This is a genomic window from Leptotrichia sp. HSP-342 (assembly GCF_041199995.1).
Lineage (GTDB): Bacteria > Fusobacteriota > Fusobacteriia > Fusobacteriales > Leptotrichiaceae > Leptotrichia > Leptotrichia mesophila.
The window spans coordinates 2,215,769-2,240,241 of sequence record NZ_CP165646.1 but is presented as its reverse complement, the minus strand read 5'-3'; the positions used below and the strand labels follow the sequence as shown (position 1 = coordinate 2,240,241).

General features: G+C 30.3%; 21 protein-coding genes. 20 read left to right on the top strand and 1 reads right to left on the bottom strand.

Features of this window, described 5'->3' with window-relative positions; all coding sequences use genetic code 11:
* Positions 1-275: 275 nt before the first annotated feature.
* The 8 genes from mvk (at position 276) to lysS (ending at position 7,918) form a co-directional block, all read left to right on the top strand.
* A complete protein-coding gene (mvk, locus tag AB8B23_RS11160; RefSeq protein WP_369712804.1) occupies positions 276-1,166 on the top strand; it encodes a mevalonate kinase in 891 nt (296 codons plus the stop codon).
* Positions 1,130-2,167 carry a diphosphomevalonate decarboxylase gene (gene mvaD, locus AB8B23_RS11155; protein ID WP_369712803.1) on the top strand — a complete coding sequence of 346 codons (1,038 nt, stop codon included), beginning with the start codon at positions 1,130-1,132 and terminating at the stop codon, positions 2,165-2,167. The genes mvk and mvaD overlap by 37 nt, the downstream gene beginning before the upstream one ends.
* A 220-nt stretch (positions 2,168-2,387) precedes the next feature.
* Positions 2,388-2,945 (top strand): hypothetical protein, encoded by a 558-nt coding sequence (locus tag AB8B23_RS11150; RefSeq protein WP_369712802.1) that lies wholly within the window; start codon positions 2,388-2,390, stop codon positions 2,943-2,945.
* 19 nt (positions 2,946-2,964) lie between these two features.
* Complete coding sequence (gene mutL / locus AB8B23_RS11145) at positions 2,965-5,040, top strand: DNA mismatch repair endonuclease MutL (RefSeq protein WP_369712801.1); 2,076 nt, start codon at positions 2,965-2,967, stop codon at positions 5,038-5,040.
* 60 nt (positions 5,041-5,100) lie between these two features.
* On the top strand, positions 5,101-5,571 hold the full coding sequence (locus tag AB8B23_RS11140; RefSeq protein WP_369712800.1) for a 23S rRNA (pseudouridine(1915)-N(3))-methyltransferase RlmH: 471 nt from the start codon (positions 5,101-5,103) through the stop codon (positions 5,569-5,571).
* A gap of 12 nt (positions 5,572-5,583) precedes the next feature.
* Positions 5,584-6,018 (top strand): hypothetical protein, encoded by a 435-nt coding sequence (locus tag AB8B23_RS11135; protein ID WP_369712799.1) that lies wholly within the window; start codon positions 5,584-5,586, stop codon positions 6,016-6,018.
* A gap of 23 nt (positions 6,019-6,041) precedes the next feature.
* Positions 6,042-6,413: a DUF1934 family protein gene (locus AB8B23_RS11130; RefSeq protein ID WP_369712798.1), complete on the top strand. Its 372-nt coding sequence runs from the start codon at positions 6,042-6,044 to the stop codon at positions 6,411-6,413.
* 20 nt (positions 6,414-6,433) lie between these two features.
* Positions 6,434-7,918 carry a lysine--tRNA ligase gene (lysS, locus tag AB8B23_RS11125; protein ID WP_369712797.1) on the top strand — a complete coding sequence of 495 codons (1,485 nt, stop codon included), beginning with the start codon at positions 6,434-6,436 and terminating at the stop codon, positions 7,916-7,918.
* An 81-nt stretch (positions 7,919-7,999) separates the two neighbouring features.
* Here lysS and AB8B23_RS11120 read toward each other — a convergent pair whose 3' ends face one another.
* A complete protein-coding gene (locus tag AB8B23_RS11120) occupies positions 8,000-8,293 on the bottom strand; it encodes a hypothetical protein (protein WP_051311991.1) in 294 nt (97 codons plus the stop codon).
* 500 nt (positions 8,294-8,793) lie between these two features.
* On the opposite strand from AB8B23_RS11120, the gene AB8B23_RS11115 reads away from it, so the two are divergent.
* From AB8B23_RS11115 to AB8B23_RS11060, 12 genes are all read left to right on the top strand, one after another.
* On the top strand, positions 8,794-9,651 hold the full coding sequence (locus AB8B23_RS11115; protein WP_369712796.1) for a hypothetical protein: 858 nt from the start codon (positions 8,794-8,796) through the stop codon (positions 9,649-9,651).
* Between the two features lie 345 nt (positions 9,652-9,996).
* On the top strand, positions 9,997-10,977 hold the full coding sequence (locus AB8B23_RS11110) for an ABC transporter permease (protein WP_369712795.1): 981 nt from the start codon (positions 9,997-9,999) through the stop codon (positions 10,975-10,977).
* Entirely contained in the window at positions 10,977-11,942 is a 966-nt protein-coding gene (locus tag AB8B23_RS11105) for an ABC transporter permease (RefSeq protein ID WP_299574548.1), read from the top strand. The genes AB8B23_RS11110 and AB8B23_RS11105 overlap by 1 nt, the downstream gene beginning before the upstream one ends.
* Positions 11,943-12,216: 274 nt before the next feature.
* Positions 12,217-13,254, top strand: coding sequence for an ABC transporter ATP-binding protein (locus AB8B23_RS11100; protein WP_369712794.1), 1,038 nt, complete (start codon positions 12,217-12,219; stop codon positions 13,252-13,254).
* The gene (locus AB8B23_RS11095) at positions 13,254-14,204 is read left to right on the top strand and encodes an ABC transporter ATP-binding protein (protein WP_369712793.1); all 951 of its coding nucleotides are present in this window, start codon (positions 13,254-13,256) and stop codon (positions 14,202-14,204) included. Before AB8B23_RS11100 ends, AB8B23_RS11095 begins: the two co-directional genes overlap by 1 nt.
* A 70-nt stretch (positions 14,205-14,274) precedes the next feature.
* The gene (locus AB8B23_RS11090; RefSeq protein WP_369712792.1) at positions 14,275-15,873 is read left to right on the top strand and encodes a peptide ABC transporter substrate-binding protein; all 1,599 of its coding nucleotides are present in this window, start codon (positions 14,275-14,277) and stop codon (positions 15,871-15,873) included.
* 47 nt (positions 15,874-15,920) lie between these two features.
* Positions 15,921-17,510 (top strand): peptide ABC transporter substrate-binding protein, encoded by a 1,590-nt coding sequence (locus AB8B23_RS11085; RefSeq protein ID WP_369712791.1) that lies wholly within the window; start codon positions 15,921-15,923, stop codon positions 17,508-17,510.
* 69 nt (positions 17,511-17,579) lie between these two features.
* The gene (locus AB8B23_RS11080) at positions 17,580-19,169 is read left to right on the top strand and encodes a peptide ABC transporter substrate-binding protein (protein WP_369712790.1); all 1,590 of its coding nucleotides are present in this window, start codon (positions 17,580-17,582) and stop codon (positions 19,167-19,169) included.
* A gap of 87 nt (positions 19,170-19,256) precedes the next feature.
* Positions 19,257-20,843 (top strand): peptide ABC transporter substrate-binding protein, encoded by a 1,587-nt coding sequence (locus tag AB8B23_RS11075; RefSeq protein WP_369712789.1) that lies wholly within the window; start codon positions 19,257-19,259, stop codon positions 20,841-20,843.
* A gap of 261 nt (positions 20,844-21,104) precedes the next feature.
* Entirely contained in the window at positions 21,105-21,671 is a 567-nt protein-coding gene (locus tag AB8B23_RS11070; RefSeq protein WP_021744426.1) for a D-glycero-alpha-D-manno-heptose-1,7-bisphosphate 7-phosphatase, read from the top strand.
* A 601-nt stretch (positions 21,672-22,272) separates the two neighbouring features.
* Entirely contained in the window at positions 22,273-23,010 is a 738-nt protein-coding gene (locus tag AB8B23_RS11065) for a TlyA family RNA methyltransferase (protein WP_369712788.1), read from the top strand.
* Between the two features lie 109 nt (positions 23,011-23,119).
* Positions 23,120-24,436, top strand: coding sequence for a S41 family peptidase (locus AB8B23_RS11060; RefSeq protein WP_369712787.1), 1,317 nt, complete (start codon positions 23,120-23,122; stop codon positions 24,434-24,436).
* The last annotated feature ends 37 nt before the right edge of the window (positions 24,437-24,473 follow it).

Genomic DNA, 24,473 nt, shown 5'->3' with positions numbered 1-24,473 from the left:
AAAAGCTATTATGACAGTATCCGTCAAGCCCTAATTAGTTTAGTCTTCATTTTTTAATTTTATAGGGTTTGAGAATAGAATAAAAACTCTAAGTATTTTATGAACTTGGAGTTTTTTATTTGTAAAAAACAAATCTGAAAAAGGCGTCCTATTCTATCCAAATATTAATTTCTTTAAATTTTGAAAAAGTTTGAAAATATATAAAAAAGTGTTGGATTATTCTAACTTTTTTAGTATAATAAATTTGTATAATTTTAGTAAAAAAGGAAAATATAATGAAAAAAGGTATCGGAAAATCACATAGTAAAATCATATTAATTGGAGAACATTCTGTCGTTTATGGTTATCCTGCCATTGCTATCCCACTAAAAAAGATTGAAATTGAATGTGTAGTTGAAGAAGCAAAAACTAGCTTTTTTTATAACAAGACAGACACTCTTTCAGTTGCAGTTTTTACTGCATTAAGACATTTAAAAAAAGAAAATGCAAAAATAAAATACAAGGTAACTTCTCAAATTCCGCCAAAACGTGGAATGGGTTCTTCAGCAGCAGTCAGTATTGCCGCAATCAGAGCGGTTTTTGACTACTTTGAGGAAAATCTGGATGATGAATTACTGGAAAAACTAGTTCATACGGCTGAAATTGTGGCTCATAAAACTCCAAGCGGGCTAGATGCCAAAACGTGCCTAAGCGATAAAGCCATAAAATTCATAAAAAATAAGGGATTTTCTTACATTGACTTAAATCTTGATGCATATCTTGTAATTGCAGATACGGGCATTTATGGAAATACTGGTGAGGCAATTCAGAATGTGAAAAATTTAGGAAATAAAGCTGATATTTCTTTAAAGAAACTAGGTGAATTGACAGATGAAATAACTAAAATCTTAACTAAAAATATTGAATCCAAAGAAGAAAAAGTTGATAAAATAGGAAAAATTATGACAAAAGCAAATACAGAACTCGGAAACTTGAATATAACCATTGAAAAAACAGACTTATTTGTAAAAACAGCAATCGAAAACGGAGCAAGTGGGGCAAAAATTTCTGGCGGAGGATTAGGAGGCTGTGTAATCGCACTTGCTAAGAATCTGGAAATTGTAGAAAAAATAAAAGATGAATTGTTAAAATGTGGAGCAGAGAATATTTGGGTGGAGAAAATTTAATAAAAAAAGGAGTAAAAATGGTAAAAGTCAAATCTTATGCTAATATTGCGATTGTAAAATATTGGGGAAAAAAAGATGCAGAAAAAATGATACCTTCCACAAGCAGCATCTCTCTTACCCTTAACGATATGTTTACAGAAACAGAGATGGAATTTATAAATGATGAAGATATTAAAATTGCAGTTGAAAAAGAGATAAAAAGTGAAAATTGTAAAGATAAATTTGGGGATATGACAGATTTGTTTTATTTGAATGGAGAATTGCAGGATAGTGTACATACAGAAAAGATTAGTAAAGTTGTGGATTTATTCAGGAAAAATAGAAGTCAGAAGGTAAAAATTTCTACAACAAATAATATGCCGACAGCTGCTGGCCTTTCTTCCAGTTCGAGTGGTTTATCGGCTGTAATAAAGGCTTGTAATGAACTTTTTGGAAAAAGCTATACGCAATCTGAACTTGCACAGATTTCAAAATTTGGTTCTGGTTCATCTTCGAGAAGCTTTTTTGGACCTGTTGCGGCTTGGGACAAGGATACTGGAGAAATTTATGAGGTAAAGACAGATTTGAGGCTGGCAATGATTGTGCTTGTGCTGAATGAAAATAAAAAGGAAATTTCAAGCCGAAATGGAATGGAACTTTGTGCCAAAACTTCGACATATTTTGACGAGTGGGTAAAACAGTCTGAAATTGACTTTATAAATATGAAAAAATATCTTGCTGAAAATGATTTTGAAAAAGTAGGAACTTTGACAGAAGAGAATGCTCTTAGAATGCACAAGACAATTGAAACTGCAAATCCTCCGTTTACATATTTTAATGAAAAAACTTATGAAGCAATGGATTTTGTAAAAAATTTGAGAAATAATGGGGAGAAATGTTATTTTACAATGGATGCGGGGCCTAATGTGAAGGTACTTTGTCTGGAAGAGGATTTGGAAAAATTAGCAGGAATTTTTGAAGAAAAGTATAAGATTATTGTGAGTAAGACTGTGAAATTATAATTGTGAAAATTATAGTAAAACTGCTTTAAAACAAAACTCAAAAGTTATGACTATTTTACTCAAACCCTAAATTTATATAATTTTTAGTAGTTTAATTTTAAGTAGGTTTGAGTATAATTTGAAATTGAAAATAAAAAATTATGATTATTTCTAAAATTATTTGATTTTATCAGTTTAATATTGAAAGAGTTAAGATATATTTTGGAAAGGATTTTGAATAATGGATAAATCAAGAAAATTTGACATAGCTATAGGCATATTATTTGGAATTATGACAATAATTTTAATTTATTTATTTTTTAGTAATAACATATTTTTTATGTGGGCATTTCAGCGACACCGTAATATACTAAGCTGGTATATTAGACCACTATTTATTATTCCAATAATCTGGAGTGCATACAAAAAGAGGGTTTCAGGAATTTCAATTTCTATTTTTGGTCTGTTTACGAGTATGTTCTGGTTTCCAAAGCCAAATATAACTAATCCTGAAATTGTAAAATTTTTAAATTTTGAAGCAAATTATTTGAAAAGTGGATGGACAATAGATAAAATTGTCCTACTTTTTACTGTTATAATTTTTTTTGTTTTTATAATAGTTTCAACTTGGACAAAAAACTGGAAATTACTTTTATTAATTTTAATAGCAACTGCAATTCTTAAAATATTTAACAGCTACCTTTTAACTGGCAAGAGTGCATTGTCAATGTTGAAGCCTGCAGTTGCTGGATTAATTATCTGTGTGATAGCTGTATTTGTCTTAAAAAAGAAAAACTGATGAAAAAGGAGGAAAAATTGTGGGATATATAAAAATACTTGATGAAAAAGTGTCAAATATTATTGCCGCTGGGGAAGTTGTAGAAAATCCAGCTTCGATGATTAAGGAGATGATTGAGAATTCGCTGGATGCGAAGGCTACAATGATAAAAATTGAAGTTTTCAAATCTGGAACTGATGTTAAAGTAAGTGATAATGGAATTGGTATGGATAAGGACGATACGCTTTTGTCGGTCGAGCGGCATGCTACTTCTAAGATTAAGGAAAAGGAAGATGTTTTTAACTTAAATACTTATGGATTTCGTGGAGAGGCTCTGTCATCTATTGCAGCGGTGTCTAAGCTTATGATTACTACACGTTCTGAAAATAGTCCTGTAGGATATAAGATTGGCTGTTATGGCGGAGTTGTGAGAAAGTTTGAGAAAGTTTCGAGAAATGTCGGTACAGAAATGGAAGTCAGGGATTTATTTTACAATACGCCTGCCAGACGGAAATTTTTACGAAAAATGTCAACAGAATATGGTAAAATTAGGGATATTGTGCTAAAGGAAGCACTTTCAAACAGTAATGTGGCATTTTCGCTGGAACTAGATGGAAAAAGTACGATAAAAACAAGTGGAAAAGGTATTGAGAATGCAATCCTCGAATTATTTGGAAAGTCAGTTTTGAGAAATTTGAAAAAATTTGAATATGGATATTTAGGTAACGTAGAAATTTTACGAAGTTCAAAGGACTTTATGTTTACTTTTGTAAATAACCGATATGTAAAGTCAGCAACTATTGAGCGTGCTGTTATAGACGGCTATTACACTAAACTAATGAAGGGGAAATATCCATTTGCCATTATTTTTTACAACACCGATCCAAAGGAAATAGATGTAAACGTTCACCCATCCAAAAAAATAATAAAATTCTCGAATGATAAGATTGTTTATAATGAAATAAAATCAGCAATTGATGACTTTTTTTACTACAATGACAGAGAAAACTGGCAACCTAATATTGACCTGATAAAGAAAAATATTAACATTAACGAGAATGTCGCTGTGGAAAAGGATGATTTGTTTTCTGATGATGTTTTGAAGGGGGAAAATCAAAAAGTTATAAGTTTGGAAACTTTTGACGGAAAGGTTTTAGAAAATACTAAAAATTTAAATGAGGAAGATAATTTTTCAGTAGATAATTTTAATGAAAATGATAAAAATTCTGAGTTTTTTGATAGTTCTAAAAATATGAGTAATGATAGTTTTTCAAATAGTGAAAACTTTACAAAAAACAAAAATGAAAATGATTTAAGTGTTGATGAAATATGGAATAAGATGAATGATAATTCAAAAATGACTGTGGAAAACAATGTGGAAAACTTTAAGACAAAGAATGAATATTCTACGAAAAATTGGGATAAAAGAAGTGATTTTGAGAATTATAAAAATACTTCTGAATATAGAAATTTTGATATTATAAATGAAAATACTGAAAATGAATCCCATTATAAAATCGGAACGTTTGAAAAACATGTTGGAAAGCAGATTCATTATGATATTCTAGGACAAATTTTTGATACATATATTCTTGTTCGCAGAGACCACGAATTGGAAATTTATGATCAGCATATTATTCATGAGAGAATTTTGTATGAAGAGCTAAAGGACAAGTTTTATAATAAGAAAATTGAATCACAGCATTTATTATTGCCACTAAAAATGGAAGTTACACAAATTGAAAAAAATATTATTTTTGAAAATGTTGAAATTTTTAGAGATTTTGGATTTGACATTGATGAATTTTCAGAAGATGAAGTTGTCATTCGTGCCGTGCCTGCCTTTGATTTTCGGGATAGCATTGAAAATGTATTTTTACAGTTACTTATGGATTTGAAAAATGAAGTTGAAATAAAGGATTTACGCGAAAATATTATTATTTCGATGTCGTGCAAAGGAGCCGTGAAGGCTGGACAGAAACTCGATGCATTTGAAATGCAGAATATGGTTCGAAGGATTCACGAAGTTGGGAAATATACGTGTCCGCATGGACGGCCAATTATTGTAAAACTTTCTAGAAATGATTTGGATAAAATGTTTGGCAGAAGAAAATAAGGGTAAAAATTGAGAAATTTAGTAAAAAAATGAAAAAACTTTTGACAATAAGGAAAAAATATGATAAGAATTAATGTAGTGTGTATTGGAAAAATAAAAGAAAAATATATAAAAGAGGGAATAAATGAATTTTTAAAAAGGTTATCAAAGTACATTAAACTCGAAATTATAGAACTTGCTGAAGAAGATGATAACAAAGGTATTGAAAATGCAATAAATTCTGAGACTGAAAGAATAATAAATGCAATCTCAAAAAAAAGTTATTCATACAATATTTTACTTGATTTAAAAGGAAAAATGCTTGATTCAGAAGAAATGGCACAAAAAATTGAAGAAATTTCTATGATAAGCAGTGAAATTAATTTTATAATAGGCGGTTCAAATGGTGTAAATGATAATTTACGAAAAATTGTGGATTTCAGATTATGTTTTTCGCTAATGACTTTTCCACATCAACTTATGCGATTAATTTTAACAGAGCAACTATACAGATGGGTTTCAATTAATAATAATATAAAATATCATAAATAACGGAGGGAGATTATGTATTCTGCTGGGGAAGAATTTGAAAAAATCAATAATGAGGGTGACGTTGAAGAATATACGTGCCTTTCAAATATTACGGTAGGAGATAAGGAATATTTAGTTTGCGATGATGAAACTGGAGAAAAAAAGGTTTTTTACTATGACAGTATCGAAGAGGAACTGTATGATTTGGATGAAGACGAGGAAGATCAAGTTCTTGAAATATGGAATGATGAATATTATGGGTCTGACAAGGATTACATGTATTGGAACGAAGATTTTGGAGAATACGACAAAAATGAAAATGTGGATGGAGAATTTGATGAAAGAAATTTTGATTCACTAAATGATGATAATGATGAAAATGAATTTTTTGACAATGAAGACGAAGATGATGAGGATTTATCTGAATTTTTAGATGATTTCTTTGATGATGAAGATGAAAATGAATAAAAACCAAATATTTAAGGAAAAAAATGAAAATAAAAATAAAAAGTTTGGATAAATTTAAAGAAAATTATGAAAAGTTATTTGAACTGGAAAAAATAATAATTGTTGATGAAAAAAAAGAATATCATTACAAAGATGAATATGGAAAATGTAAGATTGTTGATAAAATTGATTCCATTGAAATTTACCGACACGGTGAAATCAATTTCAAGCAGATATTCAAAAAAGATAAAAATACTTCGTTTACTTTCATTACAACAAAATTTCGTGGGAAATATGAAATTTTTACAAAAAAATTTGAAAAAGAAAATGGAAAAATAATACTGGAATATGATATAATAGATGGTAATGAAGTGATAAATAGTATAAATTTAGAAATACAAATGTTAGATAATTAAAAAGCAGAAAGGAAAAATAGATGAGCAATCAAAACCACAATGATAATGGTATTATAAAAGAAAAACTAAAAAAAGTAGAAGAACTGAAAGAAATAGGAATTGAACCGTATGGCCGAAAATATGAAAAATTAAATGATATTGCAGAAATAAATCAATACGATGAAACTTGTGATAAAGTATTTAAAACAGCTGGAAGAATCGTTGCCTTTAGAAGAATGGGGAAAAATGGATTTGGACAAATTCAGGATCCAACTGGGAAAATTCAATACTATGTAAAAAAAGATGAAGTTGGAGAAGAACAGTACGAAATTTATAAAAAAATGGGACTTGGAGATTTTATTGGACTTGAAGGGAAACTTTTTAGAACTAATACTGGAGAATTGACTTTAAGAGTAGATTCTTTTGAAGTATTATCTAAAAATGTACGTCCGCTTCCAGAAAAATTTCATGGGTTAACTAACATCGAAACTCGTTACAGACAAAGATATGTGGATCTTGTAATGAACAGGGAAGTTATGGATACTATGAAAAAAAGATTCCAAATTATAAGATTTTTTAGAAGCTATCTTGAAAAACATGGATTTACAGAAGTGGAAACTCCAATGATGCATCCAGTTGCTGGAGGAGCTACAGCCAGACCATTTGTAACACACCATAATGCACTTGATATGGAGCTGTTTTTGAGAATAGCACCTGAATTGTACTTAAAAAGACTACTTGTAGGTGGATTTGAAAAAGTATTCGAAATAAACAGAAGTTTTAGAAATGAAGGAATTTCAATAAAACACAATCCAGAATTTACGATGATGGAACTATACCAGGCTTATGCTGATTTTAATGATATGATGGACTTGACAGAAGATTTGATTTCAAGCTTAACATTTGAGCTTCATGGTAAATATGAAATTGAATATGAAGATAAGACTATTAATATGGCAAAGCCTTGGAGACGTGTTACAATGAAGGACATTGTAAAAGAAACAACTGGATTTGATTTTGATACAGTTAGCAGCGATGAAGATGCTATAAATAAAGCTAAGGAAATGAATATTCCACTAGAAAAAGACAGAACTTATACAAAATATGGAATTTTAAATTTGATATTTGAAGAAAAAGTTGAGGGAACTTTATTAAATCCGACATTTATTACAGAATATCCAAAAGAAATTTCTCCACTTTCAAAAAATCAAAAAGGTGAAACTGAATGGGTAGACAGATTTGAATTATTTATTTCAGGAAGAGAATTTGCTAATGCTTATTCAGAATTAAATGATCCGAGAGATCAGAAGGAAAGATTTGAAGAACAGGTGAAATTGAAAGAAGCTGGAGATGATGAAGCACAAGGAATGGATTTAGACTATATCCGTGCCTTAGAATATGGAATGCCACCAGCAGGAGGGCTTGGAATAGGAATCGACAGATTAGTTATGCTACAGACAAACTCTGCTTCAATTAGAGATGTTATTTTATTCCCAACTTTAAGAAAAGAAGATATTGAATTATAATTTAAATAAAGCTAAACAAAAAAACTCTAGGTTTAAAAAACTTAGAGTCTTTTTATTATAATCTATTAAAGAGATGATTAATTAGTCATCTCCCTCAGAATCATCGTAATCTGAAGAATCGTCTTCAGAAGAAACAAGAGTAGCCTTAGTTAGACGTAAACCTTTGTATCCATTTCCTTCAAAATAAATTTTGTAAGTAGATCCTTTTGAAATTGAAGATAATTTACCACTTGTAAATTGAAAAGTTTTTCCAGATTCCAAACTTTCACAAGTTGCTCTTCCTTTGGCTTTACTAGTAACTTGACATTCATTTACAAATCTTGAGAATCCTAATGCTCCAAATGCTAAAAATCCTACTAGAATTAATTTTTTCATGCTAATCAGCTCCTTTTTCATTTTATATGATACTGTTTTCTATCATAGTATACCATATTATTTAAAAAAATCAAGTATATTTAAAAAATAACCAATTTATTAAAAAAAATAGCTTTTAGGAGACCTTAGAATTTGCAAGTTAATGTATATTTATGACAAGTTTCATCTAGTAAAAGCCATAGATGAAATTTCTAAGAGTGATAAGAAAATATTAAAAAATCTTTACAGATGGCTTTAAGAAGATAACTTTACAGAACTTAAAAATTTTTATAAAAAGGAGAATGTTTAATGAAGAAAGTTCTGAAGGAATATCATAAAGTAGAATGATTAAAAAAATTTAATTTTTTTATGACTATTCTCATATTTTTTGCTCTGTCTCTGTGGAATACAAAATTTTATTTTTGAATTTGAACTAAGATAAAAAAAAGTAAAAAATCGTTAAAAATTGTTATAATGTAATAAAATTATTTTAATATTTTTACTAAAAAAGGAGCGGATTTATGAAAAAAAATAAATATAAATTATTAATTCTAGCCAGTATTACGGCATTTTCTATTATTTCATTTGGATTATCTAACAAAAATATGACTAAAACACCTTCAAAACCTGATACTGAAGAAACATCCAAAAAAACTGGTCTTACAATTTCAAAAGCAGAGCTAGATATTGTAGCTGAGAAAATTTTTAAAAATGAGGCTGGTGGGAAAAAAGATGAGCTTGTGTACTGGAATACTGGAGAGAATTTTCCATCACTTGGGATTGGGCATTTTATTTGGTATAAACAAGGGCAGAAAGGGAGATTTGAAGAAAGTTTTCCGCCACTTGTAGCTTATTACAAGGCTCATAATGTGAAACTACCAAGAATTATGGAAGAAAATAAGTATTCGCCGTGGCAGAGCAGAGATGAGCTTTTTAGATTAAAAAATGCTCGAAATAAGGATATTGCAGAATTAACAGATTTTCTTTATAATACGAAGGATATTCAAGTTTCTTTTATTTTTGAGCGTCTTGAAAATTCTTTGGAAAAAATGCTTGAAATTGCTGATAATCCAGAAAATGTAAAAAAACAATTTTATCGTGTTGCAAAATCTCCAAATGGTCTTTATCCTTTAATTGACTATGTTAATTTCAAGGGAGAAGGAACTACAAGAACAGAAACTTATAAGGGAGAAGGATGGGGGCTTCTTCAAGTCCTTGAAAATATGAAAGGAACTGAAAGTGGAAAAGCAGCTCTTGAAGAATTTAGCAATTCTGCAAAATTTGTTCTTGAAAGACGTGTAAAAAATTCTGATCCTGAAAAAAATGAGAAAAAATGGCTAGCAGGATGGTTAAATCGTTGTGATACGTATAAAAATTAATTTTATTCGGAAAATGGCTTAGCAAAAGTACTTAACACAGGATTACTCCGAACTGAGAAATTTAGAAGTTTTTATACATAACCTAATAGAGACATCTTTTGAATTAAATTATAAATAAATAGATAGTCTAAATTTTTATATTTAATTTTAATATAAGTTTAGACTATTTTTATTTGTATTTTATTACTTAAAATTCAGTAAAATATATTGTATTTAGAGAATCATTATTTATCCATAAAAAAAATTAATAGTAAAAAAATATTTTTATAAATAAATTTGCTTGCAAATATGACTAAATATAAGATATAATATACATATATAAAATTTTAGCGAAAGGAAGCGAGTATGAAAAATATTTTAAAGTTTTTAATTAAAAGAATCGCAATGGGGCTTGTAACGTTGTGGCTAGTTATTACTATTACATTTTTTCTGATACATATGTTACCTGGTGATCCATTTCAAAGTGAAAAAGCGATACCACCTAAAGTAAAGGAAAATCTAATGGCAAAATACCATTTGGATCGTCCACTTGGGGAACAATATGTTGAATATCTAAAAAACATAGCAAAAGGAGATTTGGGAGCATCCATGAAAGTTCGTGGAAGAACTGTTAATGATGTTATTAACAAAAGTTTTCTGACATCTGCAGATTTAGGAGCAAGATCTATTATATTTGCACTAGCTCTTGGAATTCCGCTTGGAATTATAGCGGCTCTTAAAAGAGGAAAATTTCAAGATAGGCTTTCAATGATTGTTGCAATAATTGGAATATCTGTACCGAGCTTTGTATTGGCAGGGCTTATGCAAAAATATGTCGTTGATATCCATAATGGAACTTTAATCAGAAATGGTTTTTTACCTGACTTTTTTTGGATAAATCTTTCTGGATGGGATACTTTTGATAAAAAAATATTGCCAGTTATTGCACTTGGACTTTACACAGTGGCATTAATTGCACGTTTATTGAGAGATAAAATGATAGAAGTAATGGGGCAGGATTATATAAGACTGGCTATTGCAAAAGGAGTAAAACCCAAAAATATAGTATTTAGACATGCTTTAAGAAATGCAATTTTACCAATTATTACAATAATGGGTCCAACAATTGCGGCAGTTCTTACAGGATCGTTTGTAATTGAAAAGATGTTTTCAATTCCTGGATTAGGAAAATATTTCGTTGACAGTATCAATGACAGGGATTATACAATGGTACTTGGAGTTACGGTATTTTATGCAATATTCCTAATCATTATGATGATACTTGTAGATATTGTGTATGTTTTAGTTGATCCTAAAATTAAACTTGGAAAAGGAGATGAGGTATAGTGGCAGAAAATATAAAAAAAATTATAACTGAAAATGATTATATCCCAACACCTGAAGACTTTCAAATTGTAGGTCCTGACACCAATCAAAGCGAAGTAATCTACAAACCAAGTTTAACATTCTGGCAGGATGGATGGAGAAGATTCAAGAAAAATAAATTAGCTTTGTCATTTTTGGGAATAACTCTTGTTTTCTTGTTTTTAGCAATATTTGGACAAAGTTTGACAAAATATTCTTATAGAGCTCAAGATTTATCAGCTAAATTTTTAAGCCCAGCGAAAGGGATTGCAAAAGGACATTATTTAGGAACTGATAATTTAGGACGTGATTTATTTGCAAGACTTTCACAAGGAATAAGAATTTCAATGGAATTATCCTTGATTACAGCTGCAATCTGTGTTGTTTTCGGAACAATTTATGGGGCTGTATCAGCATATTTTGGTGGGATTATTGACACAATAATGACTAGAATTGTAGAAATCTTATTAATTATTCCATCAATGATTTATATAATTTTATTAATGGTTGTAATGGGAAATAGTGTAAAAACAATAATTATCGCAATGTCTCTTACAAGATGGTTAAATTATTCACTGTTAGTACGTGGAGAAGTCCTAAAAATAAAGGAAAATGAGTTTGTATTAGCTTCAAAATCACTTGGTGGAAACTTTTTATGGATAACTCTAAAACACTTAATTCCAAATACATTAAGTGTAATAATAATAAGACTTACAACAGATATACCAAACATTATCTTTACTGAAGCATTTTTAAGTTTCATTGGGCTTGGAGTACCAATTCCACAGGCTTCACTCGGAAACTTGGTATTTGATGGTTTCGTAAATATGACTTCATATCCATATTTATTTATCATTCCATCAGTTGTAATTTCATTAATTACACTGGCATTCAATATTGTTGGAGATGCTTTAAATGATGCATTAAATCCAAAACTAAGAGATTAAAAATTTAAAAATTTTATAAAAAATGTCGTGATTTTTTGGAAATAAAATTGACTGTTTGAGCGAAGTTTTACGTAGCGAGTTTCAATTTTGTTTTCAAAAAATGCTTAGACAAGCCGGGATGCAAGGGTATGGCGATTGATACCCTTGCTTAAATAAATTAAATTAATAAATTCAATAAAGAAAAATTATTTATTAATCAAAAAGGCTTTTATCTAAGTTTTTTTAATATTTTAAAATATATAACAATCCATATTAATACAGAGAGGATTAGAGAATGGGAAAAAAATTATTAGAAGTAAAAGACTTGAGTGTTTCTTTTAATACGTATGCTGGGGAAGTTCAGGCTCTTAGAGGTATTAACTTTTCTGTGGATCGTGGAGAAACGCTTGCAATCGTTGGAGAGTCTGGTTCTGGGAAATCAGTTACTGTGCAAACGATTATGAGATTGATACCAATGCCACCAGGGGAAATAAAAAATGGAGAAATTCTTTTTGATGGGGAAGATTTGGTAAAAGCTTCTCCAGAAAGAATGAGAGAACTTCGTGGCGGAAAAATTGGAATGATCTTTCAAGACCCTATGACATCGCTTAATCCAACAATTAAAGTTGGAAAACAGATTATGGAAGGGATTTTAATTCATAAGAATGTAACAAAGGAAGAGGCAAAACAGCAAGCTGTTGAAATGCTTAGAAAAGTTGGAATTCCTAAACCAGAAGAAAGATTTCATCAATATCCACATGAATTTTCTGGAGGAATGCGTCAAAGAGCAGTTATAGCCATTGCTCTTTCATGTGAACCAGACTTGTTAATCTGTGATGAGCCGACAACAGCTTTGGATGTTACAATACAAGCACAAATTCTAGATTTAATAAATGAACTGAAAAAAGAACTGAACATTGCCGTAATACTTATAACGCATGATTTAGGAGTAGTTGCTGAAACTGCCGACAGAGTAGTTGTTATGTATGCTGGGGAAAAATTAGAGGAAGCTCCTGTAAGAGAACTGTTTAAAAATCCAAAGCATCCTTATACTTGGGGACTTTTAAAATCGTTGCCAAGATTGGATATGAAAATTGGAGAGAAACTGGCTTCTATTCCAGGGACTCCGCCAGATTTATTAAAACCGCCTGCAGGAGATCCATTTGCAGCACGTTCTGAATACGCAATGAAAATTGACTACGAAAGAAAACCTCCTATGATTGATTTAGGAAATGGACACCTTGTAAAATCTTGGCTTTATGTCGATGGTGCTCCAAAAGTAAAATCTCCTTTTGAGCAGGAAACAGATAACAGAGAAGAGGAGGGGAAATAATGTCGTCTAATGAAAACAAAAAAGAAAAATTAATAGAAATGAAAAATTTAAAAAAATATTTTCCAATGAAAAAAAGACAAGTACTAAAGGCTGTAGAAAATGTTACAATGGACATTTACAAAGGTGAAATCCTAAGTCTTGTAGGAGAATCAGGTTCTGGAAAGACTACACTTGGAAGAACTGTCAGCAGACTTTATACAAAAACAAATGGAGATATTTTATTTAACGGAAAACCTATAGAAGATTATGGAAGAAAAGAATTCACAAAAAAAGTTCAGATGATATTCCAAGATCCGCAGGCTTCCCTTAATCCAAGAATGACTGTTGGAGATATTATTGCTGAAGGGATTGATATTCACAAACTAGCAGCTTCAAAACAGGAAAGAATGGAAAAAGTTTACAGCCTTTTGGAAATTGTTGGACTAAATAGGGAGCATGCAAGCCGTTTCCCACATGAATTTTCTGGAGGGCAAAGACAGAGAATCGGTATTGCAAGAGCATTAGCCGTTGATCCAGAAGTGTTAGTGTGTGATGAGCCAATTTCAGCTCTGGATGTGTCAATTCAGGCACAAGTTGTAAATTTATTAAAGGACTTGCAAAAAGAAAGAAATTTGACTTTACTATTTATCGCACATGATTTGTCAATGGTAAAATATATTTCAGACAGAGTAGCAGTTATGTATCGTGGAAAAGTAGTAGAACTGGGAACTCCAGAAGTTGTTTACAGCGACCCTGTTCATAGCTACACAAAGTCTCTTATTTCCGCTGTACCAATAGCAGATCCTGATTTCAAGAAAACATCAAAAATTGATATGGATGAATCATATTTAAGAAGTCCAATGGGAGATGCTTCTGAAATAGGAATTATCCCTGAAACTCCTGAATTAACTGAATATAAGCCAGGACACTTTGTGGAAACTTCTTTCTTAAAGGAAAAAGGACTTATTTAAAAAATATTTTAATGTTTCAAAATAATTTATTTATAAAAAATCAAAATTTTAGAAAGGAAATATCAGAATTATGAAAAAAAGTTTTTTAGTATTTTGTTTACTTATATCAATGTTTATCATCTCTTGTGGAAAATCTGGCAATGATGGTAAATCAGCAGCATTTAACATTGAAGCTGAACCAACATCTTTAGATCCCCAAGTTTTAACTGATATCAGTGGATTTATGGTTACAAATATGACTTATGAGCCACTTGTAAGGCTAAATGAAAAAAATGAAGTTGTTCCTGCTGGAGCTGAAAGCTGGACTAAATCAGAAGACGGAAAAGTATGGACATTTAAAATCAGACAAGGAATGAAATGGAGCAACGGAGATCCTGTTACAGGAAAAGACTACTTTAACGGAATCAAAAGAGGAATCGATCCTAAAACTCGATCTGAATATTCAATACTTACTTTCTACATTGAAAATGCAGAGAACTTTAATAATGGAACTATAAAAGACTTTGGACAAGTTGGAGTAAAATTAAAAGACGACTATACACTTGAATTTACTTTATCAAAACCTGCACCATTCTTTATAAAAACATTAATTATGCCAGTTTACTTCCCAGTTAATGAAAAAGCATTGGCCACTAATGGCGAAGCGTACGCAACTGAAGCTGATAAATCAATTTATAATGGGCCATTTATAATGGAAGAATGGGAACATAATAGTAAAGTTGTTATGAAGAAAAATCCTAATTACTGGAATGCTCAAAATATAAAATTAGACACTCTTACAGCAACAATTGTAGCAGATCTTGATGCCGCTACAAATTTCTTTGAAAATAAAGAGTTAGATTTAACAAGAATTTCTGTAGAAAAGATGGAAAGTTACAAAGGAAAACCAGAATTACATACAGTTCCTGATGGAAGAGTATACTATTTTGGATTTAATCGTTCAAATCCTGTGTTAAAAAATATAAAAATTAGACAGGCATTATCTCTTGCAATAGATAGAAAACAGCTTGTTGACAGTGTTCTAAACGGAGTTGGACTTCCTGCTTCAGGAGTTGTTGCACTTGGAAACGCTGGAGAAAAAGGTGACTTTAGAAAAGAAGCTGGAGATTTATTTGCACAATTCTCAAACACTACTCCAAAACAGTTGTTTGATGAAGGATTAAAAGAATTAAATATTACTCCTGCACAAGTTAAGTTAAAATTAACTGTTGACGAAAAGGGAACTGGTAAAAAAGAAGCAGAATTTTATCAAGCTCAATGGAAAGAAAAATTAGGAATTGATGTAGAAGTAGAAGTTCTGACTACTAAAGAAAGAATTGCACGTGCAAAAGCTGGAGAATTTGATATAGTAAGATATGGTTGGGGACCTGATTATGCAGATCCTATGACTTACCTTGAAATTTTCCACTCAAAATCAAAAGATCTTAATTTTGCTAAATATTCAAATCCTGAGTATGACAAATTAATTGACTTGGCTAAAGTTAACCAAGATAATAAAACTAGAATGGATGCGATGAAAAAAGCGGAAAAATTACTATCAGACGACTTTACATATTCAGCACTTTACTATCAAGTAGGGGTATATTTAATAAATCCTAACTTAAAAGGTGTTGTTTTACGTTCAGTTGGAGATTCTGTAGACTTTTATAGTGCTTATATCACAAAATAATTTTAATTTACTAATTTAATACGCCAAAAGAAAGGGTGAGTGCAAGTATGAAGAAAATATTACTAATCTTTACAATATTACTGGCTTTCGTTATTTCCTGTGGAAAAGGTGGAGATTCTGAAACATTAAAACTCAACTTAAAAGAAGAAGGGAAATCTTATGATCCACAGCTTGCAAATGATTCAACGGGAGAATTTGTGGATTCACTTATTGCTGAAACATTAACAAGACAGGCAGAAGATGGAAAATCTATTCCTGGTGTGGCAGAAAAATGGGAACACAACGAAAATTCAACAGTGTGGACATTCCACTTGAGAAAAAATGCAAAATGGAGCAATGGTGATCCTATTACGGCAAAAGACTTTAGAGATGGTTGGGTTAGAGCATTAAAACCTGAAACAGCAGGAGAATATGCAGACAAATTATTTTACATAAAAAATGCTGAACAATTTAACGCAGGAAAAATTAAAGATGAAAATCAGCTTGGTATAAAGGTTATCGATGATTACACACTAGAAGTAACATTGAACAATCCTCTTACCTACTTTGATTCGATTGTAAGAATTCAGACTTATGCTCCTCTAAACAAAAAATTCTATGATAAAGTAGGAGAAAAATATATGACATCTCCTGAAACATCAATTTCATCAGGTGTATATATAATAAAATCTTGGACAAGAGATTCAGAAATTGTATTCGAAAAAAATGAAAACTACTGGAATAAAGATAACATCAAATTAAAATCTATAAAGATGTTATTTATAAATGATCCTAATGCCAGCGTAAATGCTTTTAAAAATGGAGAAATTGACTCAACAAACATCTCTATTGAGCAGGCTAAGGAATTTAAGAATGACAAACGTAAACTGCTTACAAAAGATGGTTCTGTCTGGTATATGACATACAACATGAAAAATAAAGTTCTTGCGAACAAAAAAATTAGACAAGCTTTATCACTTGCTGTAGATAGAGAAAAATTGATTACAGATGTACTTGATAATACAGGAGAAGCTGCTTACACTTATACAACAAAAGGTGTTGGAATCAACGGTATTTCAAAAGATTTCTCTGAAGAAGCAGGAAAAATTTTCCCAGCTTACAATCCACAAAAAGCAAAACAATTGCTAGCAGAAGGATTAAAAGAGCTAGGGTTACAAAAATTGCCTGATTTAACAATGATTTTCAATGATTCTGGAAATAATAAGGTTATTTCTGAATATATTCAGGAAAGTTTAAGAACAAATTTAGGAGTAAACCTTAAAATTGAAGGAATGACATTCCAATCAAGACTAGATAAAATGCAACACAGAGATTATGAAATTGCTCTTGCAGGTTACAACGGAGATTATAACGATGCAATCACTTACTTAGATAGATTCCTGACAAAAGATGGAAACAATTTTTCAGATTACTCTAACCCTCGTTACGACGAACTTGTGAAAAAAGTTAAAAGTTCTGGAAATCAGGAAGAAAGAGTTAAGAATATGATTGAAATGGAAAGAATAATTGCAGAAGATATGCCTGTGGGACTACTTTACTATAGACAAAATACAAAATTATTGAATCCAAGAGTTCATAACATTGTATTTAGTCCAATAGGAAAAGATTTCGTTTTGGATAATACTTATATAAAATAATAAATAAAATTGTTTAATTTTGAAATTATTCAATAAATTTAATATAAAATTTTGAAGGAGAAAACTGTTATGAAAAAAATATTAGCTATGTTAATGATGCTGATTTTCGTTATTTCTTGCGGGAAAAGTGGCGGAAATAGCAAAACGTTTACTTTAAATCTGACGGATGAGCCAAAATCTATTGATCCGCAAATTTCAACGGAAATAATGGGAGGAACTGTTGATGATCTTTTAACGGAAGGATTGACTAGAAAAGGGAAAAATGGAACATTTGAGCCAGGACTTGCTAAAAGCTGGGATAAATCGGCTGATGGATTAAAATGGACATTTCATTTAAGAGATAATCTAAAATGGAGCAATGGTGATCCAATTACTGCCCAAGACTTTAAAAATGGATGGCTTCGTGCATTAAAACCTGAAACAGCTTCTGAATACGCATACATGCTTTATCCAATAAAAAATGCAGAAAAATATAATAAAAAAGAAGGAACTGCAGAAGAAGTTGGAATAAAAGTTATCGACGATAAAACTTTGGAAGTAGAACTTGGAACTCCAGTTCCATATTTTGACAGCCTTGTAGCATTCAAAACTTACATGCCATTAAATCAAAAATTCTTTGATGAAACAAAAGATTCATATTTTACAGAATCTGAAAAAACAATATCTTCAGGTGCCTACACAATGGAAAGCTGGACACATGGCTCAGAAATAGTATTCAAAAAAAATCCTAATTACTGGGATGCACCTAATGTAAAAGTTGAAAATATTGTGTACAAAATAATAACTGATAATAATTCAGCATTAAATGCGTTTAATAACAAGGAAGTAGATGTAACTTCAATTACAGCTGAACAAGCAAAAAGATTTAAAGATGATCCAAAAATGGTTTCGAGTAATGATGGATCAGTATGGTATTTGCTATTTAACTTTAACAATAAGACGTTAGCAAATGTAAAAATCAGAAAAGCTCTTCTTATGTCAGTTGACAGAGAAGGTTTAGTAAAAAATGTATTAAATGGATACGGAACAGCGGCAAAAACTCTTGTTCCAAAAGGAATAGGAATAAAAGGATTGAATGATAAAGACTTTACAGAAGGAGTTTCTACTTCAACATTAGCATACAATCCTGCAGAAGCTAAAAAATTATTGGCAGAAGGACTGAAGGAAACAGGAGCAGCAAAATTCCCTAATATGTCAATGCTAATTAATGAAAGTGGAAATAATAAAGTTATTGCAGAATACATTCAAGAACAATTAAGAAAAAACTTAGGTATTGAATTAAATCTGGAAATAATGACTGCTCAGGAAAGATTCTCAAGAATGAAACAAAAAAACTTTGACTTAGTTCTTGCAGGATGGTCTGGAGATTATCCTGACGCAATTACATATTTAGATTTATTTGAATCAACAGGTGGAACTAACTATGGTTCATATAAAAACCCTCAATATGATGCTTTAGTTAAGACTGTCAGAGGAACAGCCGATCAAAATGTCAGAATTCCTGCACTTGTTAAACTTGAAGGAATAATTGCAGAAGATTTACCAGTTGGTGTGCTTTTCCATAGAGAAAAACAATATCTAGTTAATGAAAGAGTTCAAGGTCTTGGATTTGTTGCAATTGGTGGAGAATATTATTTTGGAAATCTATCATTGAAATAAGTTAAATTATGGGGGTAGTATGTTACCCCCCTCTATTTAATAATCTAAATTTTTGAAAAAACATTTAAAATAGGAGGAAATAAATTAATGAAAAAGCTGTTTTTAATATTGACATTGCTAATGTTTGTGCTTTCGTGTGGAAGTAAAAATGGAAGTAATGGAAATACATTTACATTAAATATAGTAACTGAACCATCGTCAATTGATCCGCAAATAACAACAGATGTTCCTGGTGGAACTGTTGATGAATTAATTTTAGAAGGTCTTTTAAGAAAAGACAAGACTGGAAAATCTGTTGCTGGAATTGCTGAAAAATGGGAAAAATCAGAAGACGGACTTGTTTGGACGTTCCATTTAAGAGACGGTGTGAAATGGAGCAACGGAGATCCTGTTACTGCAAAGGACTTTAAAGCTGGATGGCTTCGTGGATTAAATCCTGACACAGCAGGAAGTAATGCAAGTATGTTATTTGTAATAAAAAATGGAGAAAAATACAATTCTAAAAAAGCTTCAGAAAATGAAGTTGGAATAAAAGTTATTGATGATAAAACATTACAAGTAACTTTGGAAGCACCTACTCCATATTTTGATGATTTAGTTACGTTCAAATCATTTATGCCGTTAAACCAAAAATTCTACAACGAAGTAAAGGATAAATACTTTACAGATGCTGAATACACAATTTCAAACGGTCCTTACACTATGGAAAGCTGGACTCACGACTCAGAATTAAAATTCAAAAAAAATCCTAACTACTGGGACGCATCTAATGTAAAAACTGACAATGTCGTATTAAAAATAATCGCTACAGATTCAGCTGTTAATGCTTTTAAAAACAAAGAAGTTGATGTAACTGCTATAACTTTTGAACAAGCAAAAGAATTTGCTGGAAAACCAGAACTTGTAAAAGCTGATGATGGCGGAATTTACTACTTGCTATTCAACACAAAAGAAAATGTATTTAAAAATGCAAAAGTAAGACGTGCAATAACTATGGCAATAAATAGAGATGAACTTATAAACAAAGTTCTTGAAGGCTCTGAAAAAGCGACTAAAGCATTCACTCCAACTGGAATTGGACTAAACGGTATTGCAAAAGATTTCGCACAGGAAGTTACAACTGACCAGCCTAAATTCAATGTTGAAGAAGCTAAAAAATTACTAGCAGAAGGACTTAGAGAAGAAGGATTAACAGAACTTCCAAGATTTGAAATTTTATTTAATGATACAGGAAGCAGAAAAGCTATTGTCGAATACATTCAAGAAAACTTGAGAAATAACTTAGGAGCAAATGTCGAATTGGATGTTGTAACAGGTAAGGAGCGTGTTGAAAGAACTAAAAAACGTGATTATCAAGTTGCTCTTATGAACTGGACTGGAGATTTTCTAGATCCAATCACATATTTAGATTTATTTGAAAGTACAAACGCAAACAACCGTGGAGATTTCAAAAACGCAAGATATGACGAATTAACTAAAATTGTAAAAAGCTCTGCTGATCCAAAAGTAAGAGTTCCAGCAATGCTAGAAATGGAAAAACTTATCTCTGAAGAGCAACCAGTTACAATCTTATTCCAAAAACAAAAACTTTACTTAGTAAATCCAAAAGTTAAAAATTTAGGATTTGTATCAATTGGTGGAGAGTTCTTTATAAGAGATGTTGTAATGAATTAACTTAACGTAAGGGCATCACACTACATGCCCTTACAATTTTGATTTAGTAATTATTTTAATTAAATTAATGACCTATAGATGTATTAAAATTCAACAAATTTAATACTAAACCTCGTTTAAAAATGAAAATTATATCTTAAATTACTTGAAAACATTAGGTTTATATCCTTTATTAGAAAAGTTTATAATAAATTTGTTATTTAAATGGAGATTAGTATAAAGTAAATTAGTGAATATCTTAATAAAAAGGAATATAATTTTATGAAAAATAAATTTATCCTGCTGGACAGAGATGGTGTAATAAATGTAGAAAAATCATATTTATATAAAATCGAAGATTTTGAATACGAAAAAAATGTAATTAAAGGACTTCAGGAATTACGTGATTTAGGCTATAAATTTGCGATTATAACAAATCAAGCGGGAATTGCAAGAGGATATTATACAGAAGATGATTATTTAAAATTACAGGATTTTATTGAAAAAGATTTGTTAAAAAATGGTATAAAAATTGAAAAATCGTACTTTTGTCCGCACCACCCAAATGTTGAGGGTAAATATGGAATTGAGTGCAGTTGTCGAAAACCAAATACGGGAAATTTTGAACTTGCAATAAACGAATTTGATATTGATGTTAAAAATTCTTTTATGATAGGCGATAAGATAACTGATTTGATTCCTGCAGAAAAACTGGGTATTACATCTATTCTAATAAAAACAGGGTACGGCTTGAAAAGTTTAGAAGAACTTAAAGAAACAGGATTAAAGCCTATGGTTGTAAATGATATTCTAGATTTTTCAGAAAAATTGAAAAATAATAAAAAATAAAAAATAATTAAAAAAGGGCATTAATAAAAATAGAATGTCCTTTTGTTTTATTCTATTTAATTAGAAGAAGCTGCCATTTGTGACAGCTTTAAATTTAATTTATGAGTTCCTTCACTTAGAAGTAACGGAACACCTAAATTTAATTTTTAATAAAATAGCTTGATTGAATATAATATTAACATTTTTTTTAAAATTTGTCAAGAAGTTTTTTTTTATTTGGAAAATTAGAAAATTTTAATAAAGTAAAAAATTTGAAATATACCTTGAAATGTGATAAAATAAATAAGTTTATTGAAATATGCTGTAGACATTTTAAGATTAAATTAGTAAATCTAAATGAAATTGAAATAAAATCAGATAGTTCTTTAAATTTAATTTTAAAGTGATTTTACCATGTGTTTTGATAAATATGATTTTAGTAATCAAAAATAAATAGAAAAATAAGAGATGTGTTTTATTATATATTCATTCTTCTCAATGCTAGATTGTCAAAAGCTAGAAAAGTAGAATTTTATAAAATAGTGCAATCTCTAAACTTGGTTTTAAATTAGCTTTATTAAAGCTATCTTTTATTTATTTAGAGAACTGGAAAGAGAAAGCAATGAAAAAAAGATTGGATGTAATCCTTGTGGAGAAAGAATATTTTGAAACACGAGAAAAGGCAAAACGGGAGATAATGGCAGGAAATGTTATTGTAAATGACCAAGTTGTAACAAAGGCTGGAACAATATTTAAAGACAACGGTGAACTGAACATCCGTATAAAAGATAAATTGAAATATGTAAGTCGTGGTGGACTAAAATTGGAAAAAGCCATAAAAACTTGGAATTTGGATTTTAGTGATAAATTGGTGCTTGATATTGGAGCGTCTACAGGTGGATTTTCAGATTGTGCATTGCAAAATGGAGCAAAGCGTGTATATAGTGTTGATGTTGGTAAAAACCAGCTTGATTGGAAACTAAGAAATGACGATAGGATAGTCTCGCTTGAAGAAATGCATATAAAAGACTTGAAGGAAGAAGATATTCAAAATCAAAAGGTTGATTTTATTGTAATAGATGTATCTTTTATTTCCCTAACGAAAGTGATTCCCTATTTCGAGAAGTTTCTTGCTAAAGATGGAAAGGCTGTAATGCTAGTTAAGCCACAATTTGAAGTAGGAAGGGAGAAAATTGGAAGAAATGGTGTTGTGGAAAATGAGGAATATCACGATGAAGCCATAAAAAAAATAATTCACTTTTCAAAAGAATATGGATACGAGCTAATTGGCGTTGAAGATTCTCCAATAAAAGGGGCAAAGGGTAATAAGGAGTTTTTAATGTTGCTAAAATTTCCATAAAAAGTAGTTTTAGTAAAAAAACAGCAAAATACATGTTTAAAATTAAATGCAAAAATTTATTATAAAAATATATTTTTATAATTGTTAAAATACATTATTAGGAGGAAAAATGAAAAAGAACAAAATAATGCAGGCAGTATTAGGACTTATATTGGTAAGCATGCCTTTATTTGCAGCTACCACTATAATAAAAACAACAAGAAATGACAAGGATACAAGTGCCGGATATTCAAAAGACACAACAGAGTTGAACAGAATTGTGGATGTAATAAATATTATTGAAAACAATTATGTTGGAAAGGAAGAAACTCCAAGCAAAAAGGAACTTTATGAAGGAGCTGTTGCAGGAGTTGTAAATAGACTGAAGGATCCTTATTCAGAATACTTGTCTAAAGCTGATTTAGCAGACTTTTCTGAAGATATGGAAGGAGAATATGTTGGGGTTGGAATGAGTATAAGTAAGAAAAAGGGAGAAGCTCTTGAAGTTGTTTCACCATTTATCGGAAGTCCAGCTGAAAAAGTAGGAATAAAAATAAAAGATAGAATTATAAAAGTTGACGGGAAAGATATCTTGCCGCTTACAGCCAATGAAACTGTAAAACTTCTGAAAGGTAAGGAAGGAACAAAAGTTGATGTAGAAGTAGTTAGGGAAGGTAAAAAAGAACCAATGAAATTTACATTGACAAGAGCTAAAATTAAACTGGAAATGGTTGAAAGCAAAATGCTTGAAAATAACATTGGTTACGTGAGTCTTTTAAGATTTGGAAATCACGTTGGAGCAGAAGTTGAAAAAGCAATTAAGGATTTACAATCTAAAGGAATGAAAGGATTAATATTGGATTTACGTTCTAATCCAGGAGGTTCGCTACAAGAAGCACAAGATATTTCTTCACTTTTTGTAAAAGAAGATTTAATTGTTTACTTAAAATATAAAAATGGACAACAGAGAAATTATAACAGAACTTCAAAAAATCTAGGTAATTTCCCATTAATCGTATTAACAAATAAAGCAAGTGCAAGTGCTTCTGAAATTGTTACAGGTGCAATTAAAGATTACAAACGTGGTACAATCATTGGAGAAAAAACATTTGGAAAAGGAATCGTTCAGCAAGTTATACCTTTGAGAACAGAGGATGCCATAAAACTTACTATTGCCCAATACTTTACACCAAAAGGGAACTACATTCATGAAAAGGGAATTGAGCCTGATATAGAAGTAAAAATGGAAGAACTGCTTGCATTAAAAGGGTATGCAAACGACAGTGAACAAGCTAGAAAAAATAGAGAAAAAGAAATAGAAGATATTATTATAAAAGATAAAGGTAAAGAAGAAGCAGCTAAAATTATTTCAGCTGGGGATGTTCAACTAAAAAGAGCAATCGAAGAAATGAATAAAAAAATAAGTGGAACAGGAAAAAGAAAATAACCGTTATCAAAATTAATAAAAGAAATTAAAAATAGGA

Bases quoted from the DNA above. Each gene is read 5' to 3' on its own strand.
- mvk (WP_369712804.1), top strand. From the start codon at position 276: ATGAAAAAAGGTATCGGAAAATCACATAGTAAAATCATATTAATTGGA.
- AB8B23_RS11060 (WP_369712787.1), top strand. From the start codon at position 23,120: ATGAAAAAGAACAAAATAATGCAGGCAGTATTAGGACTTATATTGGTA.
- AB8B23_RS11120 (WP_051311991.1), bottom strand. From the start codon at position 8,293: ATGAAAAAATTAATTCTAGTAGGATTTTTAGCATTTGGAGCATTAGGA.
- AB8B23_RS11075 (WP_369712789.1), top strand. From the start codon at position 19,257: ATGAAAAAGCTGTTTTTAATATTGACATTGCTAATGTTTGTGCTTTCG.
- mvaD (WP_369712803.1), top strand. From the start codon at position 1,130: ATGTGGAGCAGAGAATATTTGGGTGGAGAAAATTTAATAAAAAAAGGA.
- AB8B23_RS11140 (WP_369712800.1), top strand. From the start codon at position 5,101: ATGATAAGAATTAATGTAGTGTGTATTGGAAAAATAAAAGAAAAATAT.
- AB8B23_RS11095 (WP_369712793.1), top strand. From the start codon at position 13,254: ATGTCGTCTAATGAAAACAAAAAAGAAAAATTAATAGAAATGAAAAAT.
- AB8B23_RS11135 (WP_369712799.1), top strand. From the start codon at position 5,584: ATGTATTCTGCTGGGGAAGAATTTGAAAAAATCAATAATGAGGGTGAC.
- AB8B23_RS11080 (WP_369712790.1), top strand. From the start codon at position 17,580: ATGAAAAAAATATTAGCTATGTTAATGATGCTGATTTTCGTTATTTCT.
- AB8B23_RS11065 (WP_369712788.1), top strand. From the start codon at position 22,273: ATGAAAAAAAGATTGGATGTAATCCTTGTGGAGAAAGAATATTTTGAA.
- AB8B23_RS11085 (WP_369712791.1), top strand. From the start codon at position 15,921: ATGAAGAAAATATTACTAATCTTTACAATATTACTGGCTTTCGTTATT.
- AB8B23_RS11150 (WP_369712802.1), top strand. From the start codon at position 2,388: ATGGATAAATCAAGAAAATTTGACATAGCTATAGGCATATTATTTGGA.
- AB8B23_RS11130 (WP_369712798.1), top strand. From the start codon at position 6,042: ATGAAAATAAAAATAAAAAGTTTGGATAAATTTAAAGAAAATTATGAA.
- AB8B23_RS11070 (WP_021744426.1), top strand. From the start codon at position 21,105: ATGAAAAATAAATTTATCCTGCTGGACAGAGATGGTGTAATAAATGTA.
- AB8B23_RS11115 (WP_369712796.1), top strand. From the start codon at position 8,794: ATGAAAAAAAATAAATATAAATTATTAATTCTAGCCAGTATTACGGCA.
- AB8B23_RS11090 (WP_369712792.1), top strand. From the start codon at position 14,275: ATGAAAAAAAGTTTTTTAGTATTTTGTTTACTTATATCAATGTTTATC.
- AB8B23_RS11110 (WP_369712795.1), top strand. From the start codon at position 9,997: ATGAAAAATATTTTAAAGTTTTTAATTAAAAGAATCGCAATGGGGCTT.
- lysS (WP_369712797.1), top strand. From the start codon at position 6,434: ATGAGCAATCAAAACCACAATGATAATGGTATTATAAAAGAAAAACTA.
- AB8B23_RS11100 (WP_369712794.1), top strand. From the start codon at position 12,217: ATGGGAAAAAAATTATTAGAAGTAAAAGACTTGAGTGTTTCTTTTAAT.